At 54.3% G+C, this 19,147-nt stretch carries 19 protein-coding genes; 11 read left to right on the forward strand and 8 right to left on the reverse strand.

The window, feature by feature from the left end:
• Positions 1–171 precede the first annotated feature (171 nt).
• Entirely contained in the window at positions 172–1,137 is a 966-nt protein-coding gene (gene lipA, locus JLG71_RS20190; protein WP_004848774.1) for a lipoyl synthase, read from the forward strand.
• Positions 1,138–1,363: 226 nt separating this feature from the next.
• Here lipA and tatE read toward each other — a convergent pair whose 3' ends face one another.
• Together tatE and JLG71_RS20200 are read right to left on the reverse strand one after the other, a co-directional pair.
• A complete protein-coding gene (gene tatE, locus JLG71_RS20195; RefSeq protein WP_004130411.1) occupies positions 1,364–1,567 on the reverse strand; it encodes a twin-arginine translocase subunit TatE in 204 nt (67 codons plus the stop codon).
• Positions 1,568–1,694: 127 nt separating this feature from the next.
• The gene (locus JLG71_RS20200; RefSeq protein WP_102803488.1) at positions 1,695–2,483 is read right to left on the reverse strand and encodes a deaminated glutathione amidase; all 789 of its coding nucleotides are present in this window, start codon (positions 2,481–2,483) and stop codon (positions 1,695–1,697) included.
• A gap of 91 nt (positions 2,484–2,574) precedes the next feature.
• On the opposite strand from JLG71_RS20200, the gene crcB reads away from it, so the two are divergent.
• A complete protein-coding gene (crcB, locus tag JLG71_RS20205) occupies positions 2,575–2,958 on the forward strand; it encodes a fluoride efflux transporter CrcB (RefSeq protein ID WP_025106403.1) in 384 nt (127 codons plus the stop codon).
• A gap of 64 nt (positions 2,959–3,022) precedes the next feature.
• Here crcB and cspE read toward each other — a convergent pair whose 3' ends face one another.
• Entirely contained in the window at positions 3,023–3,232 is a 210-nt protein-coding gene (cspE, locus tag JLG71_RS20210; RefSeq protein ID WP_004100146.1) for a transcription antiterminator/RNA stability regulator CspE, read from the reverse strand.
• 195 nt (positions 3,233–3,427) lie between these two features.
• Positions 3,428–3,997: a lipid IV(A) palmitoyltransferase PagP gene (gene pagP, locus JLG71_RS20215; RefSeq protein ID WP_014228393.1), complete on the reverse strand. Its 570-nt coding sequence runs from the start codon at positions 3,995–3,997 to the stop codon at positions 3,428–3,430.
• 296 nt (positions 3,998–4,293) lie between these two features.
• On the opposite strand from pagP, the gene dcuC reads away from it, so the two are divergent.
• The 4 genes from dcuC (at position 4,294) to uspG (ending at position 7,748) form a co-directional block, all read left to right on the forward strand.
• Positions 4,294–5,667: an anaerobic C4-dicarboxylate transporter DcuC gene (dcuC, locus tag JLG71_RS20220; protein ID WP_014228392.1), complete on the forward strand. Its 1,374-nt coding sequence runs from the start codon at positions 4,294–4,296 to the stop codon at positions 5,665–5,667.
• Positions 5,668–5,759: 92 nt separating this feature from the next.
• Entirely contained in the window at positions 5,760–6,554 is a 795-nt protein-coding gene (rna, locus tag JLG71_RS20225) for a ribonuclease I (RefSeq protein WP_049084005.1), read from the forward strand.
• Between the two features lie 155 nt (positions 6,555–6,709).
• Positions 6,710–7,120 carry a nucleoside diphosphate kinase regulator gene (gene rnk / locus JLG71_RS20230; RefSeq protein ID WP_032748687.1) on the forward strand — a complete coding sequence of 137 codons (411 nt, stop codon included), beginning with the start codon at positions 6,710–6,712 and terminating at the stop codon, positions 7,118–7,120.
• Positions 7,121–7,319: 199 nt separating this feature from the next.
• Positions 7,320–7,748, forward strand: a complete 429-nt coding sequence (uspG, locus tag JLG71_RS20235; protein ID WP_004100140.1) for a universal stress protein UspG — start codon at positions 7,320–7,322, stop codon at positions 7,746–7,748.
• Between the two features lie 76 nt (positions 7,749–7,824).
• On the opposite strand, the gene ahpF is transcribed toward uspG, so the two are convergent.
• Both ahpF and ahpC read right to left on the reverse strand, forming a co-directional pair.
• On the reverse strand, positions 7,825–9,390 hold the full coding sequence (gene ahpF / locus JLG71_RS20240; protein ID WP_004848755.1) for an alkyl hydroperoxide reductase subunit F: 1,566 nt from the start codon (positions 9,388–9,390) through the stop codon (positions 7,825–7,827).
• Between the two features lie 244 nt (positions 9,391–9,634).
• A complete protein-coding gene (gene ahpC, locus JLG71_RS20245) occupies positions 9,635–10,198 on the reverse strand; it encodes an alkyl hydroperoxide reductase subunit C (RefSeq protein ID WP_002894394.1) in 564 nt (187 codons plus the stop codon).
• A gap of 869 nt (positions 10,199–11,067) precedes the next feature.
• On the opposite strand from ahpC, the gene citR reads away from it, so the two are divergent.
• The 3 genes from citR (at position 11,068) to JLG71_RS20260 (ending at position 13,921) form a co-directional block, all read left to right on the forward strand.
• Positions 11,068–11,979 carry a DNA-binding transcriptional repressor CitR gene (citR, locus tag JLG71_RS20250; RefSeq protein WP_046876570.1) on the forward strand — a complete coding sequence of 304 codons (912 nt, stop codon included), beginning with the start codon at positions 11,068–11,070 and terminating at the stop codon, positions 11,977–11,979.
• 104 nt (positions 11,980–12,083) lie between these two features.
• The gene (locus JLG71_RS20255; RefSeq protein WP_185219531.1) at positions 12,084–13,307 is read left to right on the forward strand and encodes a phosphoadenosine phosphosulfate reductase; all 1,224 of its coding nucleotides are present in this window, start codon (positions 12,084–12,086) and stop codon (positions 13,305–13,307) included.
• The gene (locus JLG71_RS20260; protein WP_200913775.1) at positions 13,292–13,921 is read left to right on the forward strand and encodes an IbrB-like domain-containing protein; all 630 of its coding nucleotides are present in this window, start codon (positions 13,292–13,294) and stop codon (positions 13,919–13,921) included. Before JLG71_RS20255 ends, JLG71_RS20260 begins: the two co-directional genes overlap by 16 nt.
• Here the strand turns inward: JLG71_RS20260 and JLG71_RS20265 are convergent, their stop codons facing one another.
• Entirely contained in the window at positions 13,922–15,067 is a 1,146-nt protein-coding gene (locus JLG71_RS20265; protein WP_187424042.1) for a pyridoxal phosphate-dependent aminotransferase, read from the reverse strand.
• Positions 15,068–15,261: 194 nt separating this feature from the next.
• On the opposite strand from JLG71_RS20265, the gene mtnC reads away from it, so the two are divergent.
• Both mtnC and JLG71_RS20275 read left to right on the forward strand, forming a co-directional pair.
• Positions 15,262–15,951, forward strand: a complete 690-nt coding sequence (gene mtnC, locus JLG71_RS20270) for an acireductone synthase (protein WP_014837800.1) — start codon at positions 15,262–15,264, stop codon at positions 15,949–15,951.
• Positions 15,948–16,490 carry a 1,2-dihydroxy-3-keto-5-methylthiopentene dioxygenase gene (locus tag JLG71_RS20275; RefSeq protein ID WP_004848741.1) on the forward strand — a complete coding sequence of 181 codons (543 nt, stop codon included), beginning with the start codon at positions 15,948–15,950 and terminating at the stop codon, positions 16,488–16,490. The genes mtnC and JLG71_RS20275 overlap by 4 nt, the downstream gene beginning before the upstream one ends.
• Positions 16,491–16,646: 156 nt before the next feature.
• Here the strand turns inward: JLG71_RS20275 and JLG71_RS20280 are convergent, their stop codons facing one another.
• Entirely contained in the window at positions 16,647–18,956 is a 2,310-nt protein-coding gene (locus JLG71_RS20280) for a molybdopterin-dependent oxidoreductase (protein WP_122117884.1), read from the reverse strand.
• Positions 18,957–19,147 lie beyond the last annotated feature (191 nt).

Genomic DNA, 19,147 nt, shown 5'->3' on the forward strand with positions numbered 1-19,147 from the left:
GGGAAAAGCATAAAACAACAACTATTTTACAATTTGCCCGGCCAGCAGGCTGCTTTATGCCCCGTATCAATGATATACTGCCTGCGTTTAATTCAAAAATAGTTGATAAATGCAACATTTACTTGAATTGATTCGCTTTCCTTCGTCACTCGCAACTGGAACACGCACGCTATGAGTAAACCCATTGTGATGGAACGCGGTGTAAAATACCGCGATGCCGATAAAATGGCCCTTATCCCGGTGAAAAACGTGGCAACTGAGCGTGAAGCTCTGCTCAGAAAACCGGAATGGATGAAAATCAAACTTCCGGCTGACTCGTCCCGTATCCAGGGGATCAAGGCAGCGATGCGTAAGAACGGCCTGCACTCCGTGTGCGAAGAAGCCTCTTGCCCTAACCTCGCGGAATGTTTTAACCACGGAACGGCAACCTTTATGATCCTGGGCGCCATCTGTACCCGTCGTTGCCCGTTCTGCGATGTTGCCCACGGTCGCCCGGTGACGCCGGACGCCAACGAACCGCAAAAGCTGGCGCAAACCATCGCCGATATGGCGCTGCGCTATGTGGTGGTGACTTCCGTGGATCGCGACGATCTGCGCGATGGCGGCGCTCAGCACTTTGCCGACTGCATCAGCGCGATTCGCGAAAAAAGCCCGACGATTAAAATTGAAACCCTGGTGCCGGACTTCCGCGGCCGTATGGATCGTGCGCTGGAAATCCTTCAGGCGACGCCGCCGGACGTGTTTAACCATAACCTGGAAAACGTGCCGCGCCTGTATCGCCAGGTCCGCCCGGGGGCCGACTACAACTGGTCCCTGAAGCTGCTGGAACGTTTTAAAGAAGCCCACCCGGAGATCCCGACGAAATCGGGCCTGATGGTGGGTTTAGGCGAAACCAATGCTGAAATCGTAGAAGTGATGCGCGATCTGCGCCGCCACGGCGTCACCATGCTGACGTTAGGCCAGTATTTACAGCCGAGCCGCCACCACCTGCCGGTACAGCGCTACGTCAGCCCGGATGAGTTCGAAGAGATGAAAGCCGAAGCGATGGCCATGGGCTTTACCCATGCTGCCTGCGGGCCGTTCGTTCGTTCCTCCTATCATGCCGATCTACAGGCCAAAGGCATGGAAGTGAAGTAATCTCTGCCTCGACCGCGGCGTGATATTTTTAGCGCAGCGGTCCGTTCTGCCGATGCGTTTCGTTACCCGCTAAAAATCCCACCCCGGTAACAGTTGGTTGCATCTTTTTCGTCAAAACCCAGTGCAAATAACAAAAGAGGCCGCAGCGCTATCGCTGCAGCCTCTTTGCCGACGCGGTTTATCCCCGTCGGTAGCGAGCCCCCTCGTTCAGGAAACTCGTCGCGAATTACTCTTTATGAGAGAGCTTCTGTGCCGGCGCTTCTTCAGCACTGGTCTTTTTCGCACTGTCATCGTCATCGTTCATGGCTTTTTTAAAGCCTTTGATAGCCGAGCCCAGGTCTCCACCCAGCGTGCGTAACTTTTTGGTACCAAACACCAGGATAATCAGCGCTGCGACTACCAGCAGTTTGGTAATACTAATCTCACCCATAGCTAACCTTCTTCTCTAATACAAGCTGCGAATACGCCATCATACACGCATACAATTAACGGCTATTTGACGCGCGGACACAATAGCAATCTGTAACAAGGTGAATCAAGCCTTGTTTAAAAAAACGTCATAATAATTGCGGTGGCGCAAAGCGGCGATTCTGCAACACCGGCAGACGCTCGCGTACCTGCTGAATATAATCAGCTGAAAGTTCGGCAAAAATCAACTGCGGCCGCTCTCCTGCCCCGGCAAGCGTTGTTCCTAAGGGATCGACAATACGACTCTGGCCGATATTACGCGTCCCGCACTCCCCGGCGGCGACAATATAACAGGTAGTATCCAGGGCCCGCGCCGCCAATAGCGTCGCCCAGTGGTGCTCCTTCAGCGGCCCTTTTACCCACGCGGCGGGCAACACGATGAGCTGCGCACCGCTGAGCGCTAACGACAGCGCCAGCTCAGGGAAACGTAAATCGTAGCAGGTCATCAGCCCGACGCGCATCCCATCCACCTCGATAAGCGGCGGAATCTGCCGCCCGGCATCGACCAGCCGGGACTCTTGGATATTGAAAGCATCATATAGATGCAGTTTCTGATATTGCGCAATAATCCTGCCCTGACGTAGCGCCACCAGCGTATTCGCTGCCCGTCCTTCGCCGGAAGGAATATGCAGGGTCAGCACCGTCGTTAACGCGCTGTTTTCGCTCTCTGCCAGCAAGAGCCGTAGAAAGCCGCCATCAAGGCGCTGGGCGGATTTAACCGATAAGTCCGCATCGCTATCGTCTCGCGCCAGCAGCGCTTCCGGGAGAACCAGAAGCGCGGCCCCCCGCTCTGAGGCCTGACGCATCATGCTCACGCAGGTCTGCGCGTTTTGCGTCCAGTCCGGCGTTACGGCAAATTGTCCGGCAGCAACAAGCATCTTTTCTCTCCCGTCAGGTTAGTCATAGCCAGTGAGGTCTTTCGCGCGCTACACTCGAAGTTTAGTCTCGATCAATAAACAGGGAATGACCGTGTTGCAACTCCTTTTGGCTGTGTTTCTTGGCGGCGGCACCGGCAGCGTTTTGCGCTGGTGGCTGGGTATGAAGTTTAACCCTATGCATCATGCTATCCCCATTGGTACGCTCACCGCTAACCTGCTGGGCGCTTTTATTATCGGCGCAGGGCTGGCATGGTTTAACCGCCTGACGGATATCGATCCGATGTGGAAGCTGCTTATCACCACCGGCTTTTGCGGCGGGCTGACCACCTTCTCCACGTTTTCCGCCGAAGTGGTGTTTCTACTCCAGCAGGGGCGCTTTAGCTGGGCGTTACTCAACGTACTGGTCAACTTGTTAGGCTCATTTGCCATGACGGCCACCGCGTTCTGGCTGTTTTCACATGCGGCCAGCCGCTAGCCCCTGACCGCAGGCAAAAAAAAACCCGCCATGAGCGGGTTTTTATATTCTACTGACGCGTTGCTTAGATAGGCATTACGTTTGCAGCAGAAGGGCCTTTGGCACCGTTAGTGATTTCGAACTCTACGCGCTGACCTTCAGCCAGAGTTTTGAAACCGTTGGACTGGATTGCAGAGAAATGTACGAATACATCTTTGCTGCCATCTTCCGGAGTAATGAAACCGAATCCTTTGGACTCATTAAACCACTTAACGTTACCTTTAATCTTAGACATCAAAATTACCTTTATATGAAAAAATCGACACTAATACTGTGTCGGGTATCAGTACACCAATTGTGGTACCTTTTGTCCAGCGCAACTTTGCTAAAAAGTGATAAAAGTCTCTATCTTTTTGCACCGGGCTCACGTTAGTCATTGTTTTTCAACAAGACAGTCCGCTTATCTCTTTTATTGCTATAAAAAATCGCATCAAAACTGAATGCGCGCCCAGGCAAAGTAAACGTTTCCGTTGTTATAGGTGCCCGGGATATAGGTCATCTGGAACGTGGCCGGGCCGTAACCGATAGAAGCCAGAGGCAGCACGACCGGAATCGGGATGTAGTTCCAGTTATCGCGCGCCGTCACGCCAAGCGTATAGCCTAAACCCAGATGGAAATTATCGTCTGCTAAGGGACGCCAGGTTTTCTCCCAGCCATAGCCGCCGATAGGCTCCCACTTATTATAAGAGTCTTTAAAGGCCATCAAATAGATGCCATGCCAGTTCCCTTTATCATCCCAGCGCGAAACGCCGAAGCCGGCGCCCCAGGGACGTTCGTTGTAGCGGTCCGTTTTCTCTTTGTCATAGGCGAAACGGGCGTGCCAGGTCACCGCGGGGATATAAAGATCATAGTGCTCAGGCTCATTCCAGGTCTGCGCGACGTTATCGCTCAGCGTATTGTAGCCGTCGCGAAGCGTCGAACTAAACGAAGCATTAGCGGAGGTGGATGATAGCAGCAGGCCCAGGCATCCCAGAAACAACCCTATAAATCGACGTCGCATTACACTTTTCTCTTACCAGTATCATTTTTAAAGCGGAGTAAGATAACAAAGATAATCTTAATACTACCTTAACGGTATTAGGCAAACTCTTGATTTATCCGGTGCAAAAAATCTGAAAATCTCTCGCGTCCAGGCTTTGACCGGGCGGGCATGTTACTGCCTGACAGGGATTCTCATCGATTTATTGATTTGCGTCAGCGAGTTTTGCCCGTTTTTTAGGCACATTCCCTCACTAAATTTTTTCTTCGCTTCATTTATTAGTAGATTCTTTGGGTTAATGGTTTAGGGGTAAAAGAATGCTTACGCTAGTAGAGATCCTGATTGGGATTGTGGTCATTGTGGGCGTCGCCCGCTATATCATTAAAGGCTATTCCGCCACCGGCGTGCTGTTCGTCGGTGGCTTAGTATTACTCATCGCCAGCGCGCTGATGGGGCATAAGGTTTTACCAGGCGACGCAAAGAGCACCGGTTATTCTGCAACCGATATCGTTGAATATATTAAGATACTGCTGATGAGCCGCGGCGGCGACCTCGGCATGATGATCATGATGCTCTGCGGTTTCGCGACTTATATGACGCACATCGGCGCCAATGACATGGTGGTGAAGCTGGCGTCAAAACCGCTGCGCTTCATTAACTCCCCCTATCTACTGATGATCGCCGCTTATTTCGTTGCCTGCCTGATGTCGCTGGCCGTCTCCTCCGCTACCGGTCTGGGAGTACTGCTGATGGCGACACTGTTCCCGGTGATGGTCAATGTGGGCATCAGCCGCGGCGCTGCCGCCGCTATCTGCGCTTCTCCGGCGGCGATTATTCTCTCCCCCACTTCCGGGGATGTCGTGCTGGCCGCCAAAGCCGCCGAAATGCCGCTGATTGACTTTGCCTTTAAAACCACGCTGCCTATTTCTATTGTGGCCATTATCAGCATGGCGATCGCTCACTTTTTCTGGCAGCGCTACCTGGATAAAAAAGAAAACGTCGCCCATGAAATGCTCGATGTAAACGAGATAACCACGACCGCCCCCGCTTTCTACGCCATTCTGCCGTTTACGCCGATAATCGGCGTACTGATTTTCGACGGAAAATGGGGCCCGGAGCTGCACATCATAACGATTCTTGTGCTCTGCATGCTGCTGGCGGCGGTTCTGGAATTCTGCCGCGGCTTTAACACCAAAAATGTGTTCAATGGCCTGGAAGCGGCGTATCGCGGCATGGCTGACGCGTTTGCCGGTGTGGTGATGCTGCTGGTAGCCGCCGGCGTCTTTGCTCAGGGTCTGAGTACCATTGGCTTTATTAACGGTCTGATCTCTATCGCCACGTCGTTCGGCTCCGCCAGTATCATTCTGATGCTGGTGCTGGTCATTCTGACCATGCTGGCGGCGATGACCACCGGTTCCGGTAACGCCCCCTTCTATGCTTTCGTTGAGATGATCCCGAAGCTGGCGCACTCTTCCGGCATCAATCCGGCTTATCTCTCGATCCCGATGCTGCAGGCATCTAACCTTGGCCGAACCATTTCTCCGGTCTCCGGCGTGGTGGTCGCCGTGGCCGGGATGGCAAAAATTTCGCCGTTCGAAGTGGTGAAACGGACCTCTGTCCCGGTGCTGGTTGGTTTGTTAGTGGTGATTATCGCCACCGAAGTTCTGGTTCCCGGCAGCGCAATCCGCTAACGCTGAAACCGTGTGAAAAGGCGCCTGTTGGCGCCTTTTTTATGCTTTAATAACTCAATGTTATCAATGACCATTTGTCATCAGGAATAAAAATGTTCAGGAAGGATTTCGTTGCCATTGCCCTTTTGCTCAGCGCCGCCCAGGTCAGCGCAGATCCGCTGATCGCCACGCAATACGGTGATTTTGACCGCTACGTGCTGGCTCTCTCCTGGCAAACGGGGTTCTGCCAAAGTATGCAAGACCGAAACCGCAGCGAACCGGAAGAGTGCCGCCTGCAGCAGGAACTCAGCAATAAAGCCGATTTTCTCACCGTTCACGGCCTGTGGCCGAGCCTGCCAAAATCTATTGCCGTGCGCGGGGTGGACGAGCGCCGCTGGATGCGCTTTGGCTGTGCAACCCGCCCTGTTCCCAATATGCCGGAAGCAAAAGCCGGGCAAAAATGTCGGGCGGCTGAAACCGGGCTCTCGCTGGAAATGGCCAATAAGCTTAACGGCGTGATGCCGGGTTCGGGCGGTAACTCATGTCTCGAACGTTATGAATATGCCAAGCATGGCGTTTGCTTTGGTTTCGATCCTGACAACTATTTCGGCACCATGGTGCGCCTGAACGGCGAGATCAAACAGAGCCATCTGGGCGCCTTCCTGGCCAGGCACTATGGGCAAACCGTTAGCCGGGATGACTTCAACGCCGCGGTTGCTGAAGCCTATGGAAAACAGAACGTCAGGGCTTTCAAGTTAACCTGCAACGGCAACCCAGCCTATCTGACTGAGATGCAAATCTCCATCAAAGCCGCGGCCATTAATGCCCCTCTCTCCGCTGATTCATTCTTACCCCAACCCCATCCGGGGAACTGCGGTAAGCAATTTCTGCTGGATAAAGCCGGCTAGATTTCATACAACTTCGCTATGGTTCGTTGATGAATGTGCGTTTAATCACTTCAAACCACCAGCAAGTCTCAGTATGATGAGAGGACATTAACCCTTGCCATTTTCGGTGAGGGTTTTCTTTTACGGACAGGTTCCTGGATAACATGGAGTATGAGATGACCAGACCCGCAATTATCATTAATGAACTGGATGCAGAACGCATCGACAGGCTGCTGGAACAACCGGCTTTCGCCAACTCACCGGTAGCGGACGCGCTGAATGACGAGCTCGACCGCGCGCAGATGCTGGCCCCGGAAGCCATGCCGCATGATGTTGTCAGCATGAATAGCCAGGTCAGATTTCGCGATTTAACCACCGGTGAAGAGCGCATCCGCACGCTGGTTTTCCCGGCGCAGGTCACGGATAGCGCCACCCAGCTTTCGGTGATGGCGCCGGTTGGCGCAGCCCTGCTGGGCCTCAAAGTCGGCAGCACCATTCACTGGGAATTACCGGGCGGCACCTCAACGCACCTTGAAGTGCTGGAATTGCTGTATCAGCCGGAGGCCGCTGGCGATTTCCACCGTTAATCTCCCCGCTGCCTGAAGCGTTTCGCGCTTTATCCAGAGGATGTTACTGCATCCTCTTTCTGCATCTTTCGCTCTTCTCCTCTCTTTTGACAAACTTTTACGCCGCCCTCGTACCGTTCTGACAATTTTGCGACCTGAATGGCACAATACTTTCCTATAATGTGTTGATATAAAAGCAGACGAACAAGGAGGAATGCATATGTATAAAACCATCATTATGCCCGTTGATGTCTTTGAAATGGAGTTAAGCGATAAAGCCGTTCGCCATGCGGAGTTTTTAGCCCAGCAGGACGGGGTTATCCATCTTCTCCACGTACTGCCCGGTTCATCAAGCTTCACGATGAGTCGTTTTACCGCCGATCTGCGCCGCTTTGAAGAGCATTTGCAGCATGAAGCAGAAACGCGCCTGAAAACGATGGCCGGCCATTTCAGCATTGACCCGTCGCGAATCAAAATGCACGTCCGCTTTGGCAACGTGCGCGATATGGTCAATGAACTGGCCAATGAAATTAAAGCCGATGTGGTGGTGATAGGCTCCCGCAACCCTTCAATCAGCACCCATCTGCTGGGTTCCAACGCCTCAAGCGTGATTCGCCATGCGCATATTCCGGTGATGGTGGTCAGGTAGCGGCAGTAAGGTAAAAAAAGAGGCTACCCCAGGGTAGCCTCTTTGCTGTGCAGGTTTGGTCTTACTTTATTATGAATTATGCAGTCTTAGTGCGAATCAGGTAATCGAACGAGCTCAAGGACGCCTTCGCACCTTCGCCGGTGGCGATAATAATCTGTTTGTACGGAACGGTCGTGCAGTCGCCGGCAGCGAAAACGCCCTTCACGTTGGTTTCACATTTCGCATCAATGATGATTTCACCCATGCGGTTGCGCTCAATCGCGCCTTCCAGCCAGTTGGTATTCGGCAGCAGACCGATCTGCACGAAGATCCCCGACAGCGCCACGTGATGCTCATCGCCGCTCACGCGGTCGCGGTACTGCAGGCCAGTGACTTTGCTACCGTCGCCCACCACTTCCGTGGTCTGCGCGTTGAGAATGATATCGACGTTTTTCAGGCTGCGGACTTTATCCTGCAGAACCTGGTCGGCCTTCATTTCCGGCGCGAACTCCAGCAGAGTAACATGTTCAACAACGCCAGCCAGATCGATTGCCGCTTCCACACCGGAGTTACCGCCGCCGATAACCGCCACGCGCTTACCTTTAAACAGCGGGCCGTCGCAGTGCGGGCAGTAGGTCACGCCCTTGGTACGATACTGATCCTCACCCGGCACGTTCATGTTACGCCATTTCGCGCCAGTGGCAATGATAACGCTACGCGCTTTCAGCACCGCGCCGGAAGCGGTCTCAACCTGATGCAGGCCGCCTTCAACCGTCGCCGGGATCAGTCTGGAGGCGCTCTGAGAATCGATCACATCAACATCGTATTCGCTGACGTGCGCTTTTAATGCGCCAGCCAGTTTCTGGCCTTCCGTTTTGGGTACGGAAATATAGTTTTCAATATCAACGGTATCCAGCACCTGGCCGCCAAAGCGTTCACCCATCAGGCCGGTACGAATGCCTTTACGCGCGGAGTAAACGGCTGCCGCTGCGCCGGACGGGCCGGAGCCGACGATTAACACATCATAGGCTTCACGTTTATTCAGCTCTTCCGCCGCGCGTTTTTCCGCGCCGGTATCCACTTTGGCAACGATTTCCGTCAGCGTCATGCGACCCTGACCAAATTCCTTACCGTTCATAAATACCGCCGGTACGCCCATCACGTTGCGTTCGGTGATTTCATTCTGATACGTTCCGCCGTCAATCGCCGTGTGCTTGATGCGCGGGTTCAGTACCGCCATCAGGTTCAGCGCCTGAACCACATCCGGGCAGTTATGGCATGAAAGCGAATAGTAGGTTTCGAACTCAAAATCACCGTCGATATTGCGGATCTGCTCCAGCAGGGTCTGCGCTTCTTTTGACGGATGACCGCCGGTCCACAGCAGAGCCAGAACTAAAGAGGTGAATTCATGTCCCAGCGGAGAGCCGGCAAAGCGCGGCCCCTGGCTGGAGCCGGGATTGGTAATCAGGAATGACGGCTTACGCACCGCCAGGCCGTTATCTTCTTTAAAGGTGACTTTATCTGACAGTTCAGCAATTTCAGCCAGCAGTTCCCTGATTTCTGCCGATTTAGCGCCGTCATCCAGCGTGGCAATCAGCTCAACAGGTTTGGTCAGCTTCTCAAGATAAGCCTTGAGCTGGGTTTTCATGTTGGTGTCGAGCATTTTTATCTCCTGGGCTTAAAACATCATCATGCAAACGGCCTCGTTCAGGCAGCCTGAATACGCTTGCATCATGGTGTTGGAATAAAACGGGCGCAGATGCGCCCAGATATTACTACGCAATTTCCTAAGCATTTCGCGCAAGAGCAAGGCGGCTAGCCTGAGAATCCCCGGAAGCTTACCTCAGTAAGTGACCGGGGTGAGCAGGCGACGCCAACGCAGCAATTGCGTGAAAGGAGACGGAAATTTAGATTTTGCCGACCAGGTCCAGAGACGGAGCCAGAGTCGCTTCACCTTCTTTCCATTTAGCCGGGCAAACTTCGCCTGGGTGAGAAGCTACGTACTGAGCTGCTTTGATTTTACGCAGCAGGTCAGACGCGTCGCGGCCGATACCTTCAGCGGTAACTTCGATAGCCTGGATGATACCCTGCGGGTCAACAACGAAGGTGGCACGATCTGCCAGGCCTTCATCTTCACGCATGTTGTCGAAGTTACGGGTCAGGGCGCCAGTCGGGTCGCCGATCATCGCGTATTTGATTTTCGCGATGGTTTCAGAGCTGCTGTGCCACGCTTTGTGGGTGAAGTGAGTGTCGGTAGAGACGGAGTAAACGTCTACGCCCAGCTTCTGCAGTTCTTCGTAGTGGTCTGCCACATCGCCCAGTTCGGTCGGGCAAACGAAGGTGAAGTCAGCCGGGTAGAAGAAGAAGACGCTCCAGCGGCCTTCAGTATCTTTCTCGGTAACTTCGATGAATTCACCGTTTTTGAACGCCTGGTTTTTGAAAGGTTTGATTTTGGTATTAATTAAGGACATCTATACTTCCTCCGTGTTTTCGTTGAGGTCTAAGTTAACGAATTTTTCCTGACTCGACCAATGCGTTTGCATTATCGAATCAATAAGCGTTATCTAACAACCGGAACAAGACAACTTTGTGAACCTGTCAACGCGATGGCAATCTTCTACCGCGTTTCGCATTATATGCGCTGAAAAGTAAAAAGGCCGCCCTCGCAGGCGGCCCCGTTACCTGAAACACCCGCAGGTAGGTTCAGCGCCAGTAGCTGGCAGTGTGTTGCGCTCTACACCTTAATGTAACAGCTAAGGGATTACATCACCCGCTGAACGAAAGGGCAATCCGCGCGGCGGCAGGTCTTACCTATGGCTGTAATAGGTTTTACCGCTCCCCATACCTATTCCGGTGATTTCCCCGGGCATCACCATGTCGAAACGCCCGTTCTTTCTGACATGTTTCCCGCGTTAGCGCGATGCAGACCGTCCCCGCTGCCGCTCTTCCAATTGCCATACTTGCCCGCAGGACCAGCGAAAGCCGGAGAATAAAAATATTTAATTACCGCCCGCGGTTGATGAACACCCTCAGTGCCACTCGCGGATCAGTAATTTATAATATGAATAACCCAATAGACTTCAACAAGCGTTCGGGCTTCCCGTTAAAGAAAAACTACAGATGATAAGCAGGGCAAGGTAAGTATTTATAAATGACCTCCTCCCCTGCCTTCAGCGGTACACAAAAGGATCTGGTAGAATGCGCAACGCTGGTATATATTTAGATAAACTTAATAACGGCGCCTGCATTAAATAATAAGAAACAAATATTCACACAATGAATATAATACAGACATATAGTCACCTATTTTCCATACCGCCAGCTTAACAGGACGTTGATAATGGCTAATCTTTACGATCTCAAGAAATTTGATCTGAACCTACTCGTTATTTTCGAATGCATTTACCAGCATTTGAGCATCAGTAAAGCGGCGGAAACGCTATTCATTACGCCTTCTGCCGTCAGTCAGTCGCTACAGCGGCTACGCACCCAGCTGAATGACCCGCTATTCGTTCGTTCAGGTAAAGGAATTACGCCTACCACCGTCGGGGTTAATCTCCACCATCATCTTGAAAAAAATCTTAATCAATTAGAACAAACTATTTATCTCACCAATCGTTCTGAATTAAAGAAACGTCTGGTTGTTTATGCGCCGCAGCTTTTTATTACCCCTAAAACAACCAGCCTGATCCATATGTTATTAGATGATTCAAACCTTCACGTTGAACATCATGACCTGCTGGCGTCAGGAGAGTCGGTAGAAAGCCTGCTGGCCTACCGTAAAGCCGACCTGATATTCAGCACCACCCCCCTGTCATCGCGAGCCACGGTGTGTAAACGTATCCAGGAGCTGGACATTTCACTGGTTTGTAGCGAAAATCATCCACGGCTGGCATTGCTAACAACGACGAAAGCCATACTGCAGGAGCGCTTTACTTATTATATTTGTAACGATCAGGGAACGAAGTCTTTTCAAAGCCAGGCTGCCGGCATACTTTCTGATAGAAAAATTTCTTTCAGTAGCGACTCATACACCGCTATCCTTAATGTTATTCAGCAAACTGATATTATTGGTTTTGTGCCTACCTGTATTTTAGAGCACATCAGTTTCCATAATAAATTTAAAATTATAGAGGCGCCATTTAAGATCCCCTCCATCGCTATTTATATGATTTACAATCGGGTAAACCTTGACGACCCGAACTTTGCAAACTTTATCGACGAGTGCGAAAAGAATAATATCATTGAATAATTTAAGCTATTTGATTTAATTGATGAATGATAACTAATCGCTTGATTAAGAAATAAATATGATATAAGTACACAGTATCTTTAAGAATTAAAGGAATAATGGCTGTGTCTTTTATAAAACTTCCATTACCCGAGTCCGTTCTGCAGGCCAGTCAGCAGCGAATAGAATGGGTAATGGAAAACTTCTCCCGTATTTGCGTCTCTTTTTCTGGCGGTAAAGATTCTACAACCATGCTGCATCTCACGGCGCAGCAGGCCCGCCGTACAGGCAAAAAGATTTGCGTCCTGTTTGTCGACTGGGAAGCGCAGTTCTCCTGCACCATTGCGCATTGTGAAAAGATGCGCGCAGAGTATCGCGACGTTATTGAGCAATTTTTCTGGGTCGCGTTGCCTCTCACCACGCAGAACTCTCTGACCCAATATCATCCCGAATGGCAGTGCTGGGAACCCGGCGCGCGCTGGGTGCGCCAACCGCCAAAGGACGCGATTACCGATCCCGGCTTTTTCCCGTTTTATCAATCGGGCATGAGTTTTGAAACGTTTGTTCGCGAATTTGCCGATTGGTTTTCGCGAAATCGTCCCGCGGCGATAATGATCGGCATCCGCGCCGATGAATCGTTAAATCGGTTTATCACCATCTCCTCGCAGCGCAAGCTTCGCTTCGCCGACGATAAACCCTGGACCACCTCCGCGCCGGGCGGACACGCGTGGTACATCTACCCTATCTACGACTGGAAAACCGCCGATATCTGGACCTGGTTCGGTAAAAGCGGCCTTTCCTACAACCCGCTCTATAACCTGATGTATCAGGCGGGCGTTCCGCTGCGCTATATGCGTATCTGCGAACCCTTTGGCCCGGAGCAGCGCCAGGGGCTGTGGCTCTACCATGTGCTGGAGCCTGAACGCTGGGCCGCCATGTGCCAACGCGTCAGCGGCGTCCACTGCGGCGGGGTTTATGCCGGTCACGATAATCAGTTCTACGGCCATCGAAAGCTGGATAAACCCGCGTATCATACCTGGAAAAGCTACGCCCTGTTTTTACTCGACAGCATGCCGGAGAAAACGGCGGAACATTACCGCAATAAAATCGCCGTCTATCTTCACTGGTACCAAAAAAAGGGAATGATGGATATTCCGGACACGCAACCGGCGGATATTGGCTCGAAAGACGTCCCGTCCTGGCGGCGCATCTGTAAGGTTCTGTTGAACAATGATTACTGGTGCCGCCAGCTCTCTTTCAGCCCGACCAAAGCAACGCAATATAAACGCTATCGCGAACGGATGAATAAAAAGCGCCAGCAATGGGGAATACTATGCAACGACAATTAATCCAGGATCTCGAACGCTATCTACAATCGCTGGAAGATGAAGAGGAAAAGATTACTGCGCTTAACGCCTTTCGCCAGATTCTGCATGAATATAGCCCCTTCAAATCACAACCGGTTGACTGCGTATTGTGGGTAAAACAGGACGCCGTTTTGCCTAATGATTACAACCCAAATAACCTTGCTCCACCGGAAAAACGCCTGCTGTTCACCTCGCTGGAATCGGACGGCTTCACGCAGCCCATTGTGGTAGTGAAACAGGATCAGGAGCGCTATTCCATTATCGACGGTTTTCACCGTCATGAGCTGGCGAGCGGCAGAGCGGCGCTGAAGAAACGGCTGAAAGGCTACCTTCCCGTCACCTGCCTGGAAAAGAGCAGCCCCGGGCGTGATTCTCTGATGGCCGCCACCATCCGCCACAACCGGGCGCGCGGACGTCATCAGATTCATGCGATGTCGGAAATCGTCCAGGAGCTGGCGCATCTCGGCTGGTGTGACGAGAAAATCGGCAAAGAGTTAGGGATGGACTCAGACGAAGTATTGCGCCTGAAGCAAATCAACGGCCTGGTGGAGATGTTCGGCGGCCGTCAATTTTCTCAGGCGTGGACCGTTAAATAACTACAGACGACACAGTCGTTCCGCCGCAGCCAGTAGCGTGGCTGGCTGTTTGGCGAAGCACAGGCGTATCAGCTTATGTGGGAACGGATCGGCGCAGAACACCGACAGCGGAATCGCCGCGACGCCGATCTCGGTGGTGAGCCAGCGGCAGAAGCTGACATCATCCAGATCCGAGACCGCGCTGTAGTCCGCCAGCAGGAAGTAGGTCCCTTCGCAGGGCAAAATTTCCAGACGGCTGGCGCGCAGCGCATCAATAAACAGGTCCCGCCGCTCGCGGTAAAACGCCGGCAGCTGGCGATAGTGCTCTGGCTCGCTGCGCAGCATATCGGCAATCGCCAGCTGAGCGGGCGTATTGACGGCAAAAGTCAGATACTGATGCACTTTACGCAGCTCGGCGCTAATGGCGGCAGGCGCCACGCAGTAGCCCACCTTCCAGCCGGTCATATGAAAGGTCTTGCCAAACGAAGAGACCGCCACCGCCCGCTCGCGCAGCTGCGGATGCGCCAGCACGCTGGCATGCCCTTCGGCGGCAAAGCAGATATGTTCGTAAACCTCATCGCTCAGCACATAGATTTCACGATCGGCAATCGCCTGCCACAGCGCGGCAAAATCTTCCCGCTGCCATACCGTCGCTGACGGGTTGTGCGGCGTATTGAGGATAACCAGCCGGGTTTTGTCGCTGAGGCTCGCGGCGAACTGCTGCCAGTCAACGCGAAAATGCGGCGGCTGGAGAGCAATGCGCTTCAGCACGCCGCCCGACAGCTCAATCGCCGGGGCGTAGCTATCATAGCTAGGGTCAAAGCAAATGACTTCGTCGCCGGAACGTACCAGCGCGGTAATCGCCGCATACAGCGCTTCCGTCGCGCCGGCGGTAACGGTCACGTCGCTGTTGGCATCGGGACGATAGCCGTACAGCTCTTCCGTTTTATCGACGATGGCGTCGCGTAGCGCAGCCACGCCGGTCATCGGCGCGTACTGATTCGCCCCCTGCGCCACGTGATACGCCAGACGCTCCTGCAGATAGCGCGGACCATCGAAATCCGGGAACCCCTGCGACAGGTTAATCGCCTGATGCTGCTGGGCCAGAGCGCTCATTTGGGTAAAGATCGTGGTGCCCAGTGAAGGAAGTTTACTCTCAGGAATCAGTGGCTTATTGCTCATTCTTTTTGTACCGTCTGTCATGCTGTTGTTGAAGCCACTATAACACGATGTTAATATTTGGCAATCAAGACGCTTAGACGTCTAAATGATAATGTTATTTCGCTTATGCTTATGAGTGGAAAACAGCGAGCAGCACAACGCCACCGTCAGCACGACCTACCGCTCACTCTGGAGAACTCATGATCCGCGCTATCGTGACCGATATTGAAGGCACCACCAGCGACATTCGCTTCGTCCACAACGTCCTGTTCCCGTACGCTCGCGAACGCCTGGCCGGCTTCGTGACCGCCCAGCAGTTTGTCGATCCGGTAAAGACCATTCTCGATAACCTGCGCGAAGAGATCGCCCAACCGGCGGCCAGCGTCGAGCAGCTTATTGCTACCCTGTTCGCCTTTATGGATGAAGACCGCAAATCCACCGCCCTCAAGGCGCTCCAGGGGATTATCTGGCGCGAAGGCTACGTCAATGGCGACTTCACCGGCCACCTGTATCCTGACGTCCTGCCGTCGCTGGAAAAATGGAAGTCACAGGGTATTGATTTATATGTATATTCCTCAGGCTCTGTCGCCGCGCAGAAATTGTTATTTGGCTACAGCGACGAAGGTGATATTACTCATCTGTTTAACGGCTATTTCGATACCCTGGTAGGCGCCAAGCGCGAAGCGCAGTCCTACCGCAATATTGCTGAGCAGCTGGGACAGCCTCCTGCCGCCATTCTGTTCCTGTCCGATATCCATCAGGAGCTGGATGCCGCCGAAGAGGCCGGCTTCCGCACCCTACAGCTGGTGCGCGGCGACCGTGACCCGGCCAGCCACCATCCGCAGGTTCAGCGTTTTGACGATATTCATCCGGAGCAGATCCCAGCATGAGCGCATTAACCATTTTTTCCGTGAAAGACCCGCAAAACTCTCTCTGGCACAGCACGAACGCCGAAGAGATCCAGCAGCAGCTCAACGCCAAAGGCGTCCGCTTCGAGCGCTGGCAGGCCGACCGCGATTTAGGCGCGGCGCCAGCTTCAGAAACAGTTATTGCCGCCTATCAGCATGCGATTGATAAGCTGGTGGCTGAGAAGGGTTACCAGAGCTGGGACGTGATCAGCCTGCGTGCGGATAATCCGCAGAAAGAGGCGCTGCGGGAAAAATTCCTCAACGAGCATACCCACGGAGAAGACGAAGTGCGCTTCTTCGTCGAGGGAGCCGGCCTGTTTTGCCTGCATATTGGCGACGAGGTATTCCAGGTGCTCTGTGAAAAGAACGACCTGATTTCCGTTCCGGCGCACACGCCGCACTGGTTTGATATGGGCTCGGAGCCCAACTTCACCGCCATCCGCATCTTCGACAACCCGGAAGGCTGGATTGCCCAGTTTACCGGCGACGATATCGCCAGCGCCTACCCGCGGCTAGCGTAACGCCGCGATTCAACGGGTGAACAGGCTTATCATCACTCTCAAGGCGCTTTCCCGGAGGCGGCGCGTAACGCGCCTGTCCGGGCTACCCGACCCGCAAACGGCGATGATCCTGTAAGCCGGGCAAGGCGCCAGCCGCCGCCTGGCGATTCTCTGCGCCTAAGCGCCAATAAACCTCGGCGGGTCGAAAGCGGTCACCGGCGGCAGCGCGTCCCGCCACGGCGCGATCTCCACCCAGCAGCTTTGGGCGCTGCAGCCCTGCCCCAGCCGCGAGCTGCCGCGATCCTCGGTTAACACGTTGGGATTGCCGTGCTTATCCAGCGAGCCTTTTTCATTCGGGTCCAGCGGATCGTACCAGGCGCCGGTCGACATCTGCACCACTCCCGGCAAAATCTGCTCGCTGAGATGCACGCCGGCGAGAATCGCTCCCCGGGCGTTAAAGACCTTGACCACGCTGCCTTCGCTGATGCCCCGCGCCTGCGCATCCTGCGGATGCATCCACAGCGGCTCGCGCCCCTGAATTTTCGTCGCCCGGCTCACGCTGCCGTGATCGTACTGGCTGTGCAGGCGGGTGCGCGGCTGGCTGGAGAGCAGATGCAGCGGCCAGCGCGCCGCCTCCTGCCGCTGCCAGGCCGCCTCCTGCTCATCCCAGCACGGGTGGCCGGGACACTCGCGATAGCCAAACCCGGCGATGGTTTCGGAAAAAAGTTCGATCTTGCCGGAAGGCGTAGAGAGCGGATAGCGCTGCGGGTCGGCGCGAAAATCCGCCAGGAAAACCTGCGGTTTCTCCGGCGCGCTGTATTCCAGCACCCCCTGCCGCCAGAATTCATCAAACGACGGCAGCGCGATCCCCTCTTCCCGCGCGCGCGGCCGCGACGCTTCGTAGATCTCCCGCAGCCACTGCCCGGCGTCGCGCCCCTCGCTAAAGTGCTCGCCGCAGCCCAGCCGCTCGGCAAGGTCGCAGAAGATGGCGTAATCATCGCGCGCTTCGCCTACCGGCGGGATCTGCGCGCTCATGGCGATCATAAAACCGTCGTGACCGCCGCTGCCAATATCTTCCCGCTCCAGCGAAGTAGTGACCGGCAGAACGATATCGGAAAATTTAGCCTGCGCGGTCCAGAACTGTTCATGAACGACCACCGTTTCCGGCCGCCGCCAGGCTTCACACAGGCGGTTAATATCCTGATGATGATGAAACGCGTTGCCGCCGGCCCAGTAGACGAGGCGGATGTCGGGATAGCGCAGATGCTGGCCGTCAAACTCGTATGCCTCGCCCGGATGCAGCAGCATATCGGAAAGGCGCGCCACCGGAATCACCTGGTTTACCGCGTTCTCTCCGGCGGGAAGGCGCGGCCCGGAAAAGGCCTTACGCGCCGCCCCCGCCAGATTGGTGCAGGCGTAGCCAAACCCCAGTCCGCCGCCCGGCGTACCGATTTGCCCCAGCAGCGCGGTGAGCGCCACCGTCGCCCAGTAGGCCTGCTCGCCCTGGCGCGCCCGCTGAATCGACCAGGAGATATTGACCATCGTGCGCTGGCTGGCCATCTCGCGCGCCAGCGCGGCAATCCGCTGCGCCTCAATACCGGTTATCGCCGCCGCCCACTCCGGCGTTTTTGCGACGCCATCGCTCTCCCCCATCAGGTAGGCGCGATAGGGCGCGAAACCCACGGTATGGCTGGCGATAAAACCGCTGTCGTAGAGGGATTCGTTAATCAGCACATAACAGAGCGCCAGCAGCAGCGCGGTATCGGTTCCCGGACGAACCGCAAGCCACTCGGCGCTCTCCACGGCGCTCAGGTCATTACGCACCGGGCTGATATTGATAAAGCGCGTCCCCTGCGCCTGCATCTTTTCCAGCCAGTATTTCAGCATATGGTCGTTGGCGCCGCCGCCGTTGACCTGCGCATTACGCAGCGGCAGGCCGCCGAATGCGACAAACAGCTGGCATTCGCGCGCCAGCTCGGAAAAGTGGGTGTGCTGGCGGTGCAGCGGGCTCAGCGGCCCGAGAATATGCGGCAGGATACGCTCGCCCGCCGCGCTGCTGTAGGTGTTGGTGCTGGCGGTATAGCCGCCGAAGCACTTGAGGAAACGGTGCAGCTGGCTTTGCGCATGGTGAAAACGGCCGGCGCTGGCCCAGCCGTAGGAGCCGCCGAAAATCGCCTCATTGCCGCAGCGCGCTTTGACCGAATTCAGTTCTCGGGCCAGTAAATCGAGCGCCACCTCCCAGCTCACCTCAACAAACGGCTCTTTGCCGCGCCCCTCGCGCGAAGCCGGGCCATTTTGCAGGTAGCCCGCGCGCACCGCCGGACGGCGAATGCGCGTCTTGCTGGTGACCGCATCGGGGAGCGACTGACCAATACGTGAGGGATTTTTATCCCAGGGCACCGGCGTCACCGCCTCAATGTTGCCGTCACGGGCCTGGACCTGCCAGGTTCCCCAGTGCATTACGGTCAGATTATGTTGTTTTTTCATCTTGCCTGTTTTCTTCTCACCCGATAAAGGCCGCCATAATAAAGCGTGCGAATCCTGGGAATAAAATACGTATCACCATACAATCTGCTACAGAGAAAGGATTTTCCACGCAGAATAGCTCTACGCCATTCCAGGATGCGATATATTACAGCGACAGAATAATTTTAATTAAGCAGCAATCTTTATTTGAA

Source organism: Klebsiella michiganensis (genome assembly GCF_015139575.1).
GTDB lineage: Bacteria > Pseudomonadota > Gammaproteobacteria > Enterobacterales > Enterobacteriaceae > Klebsiella > Klebsiella michiganensis.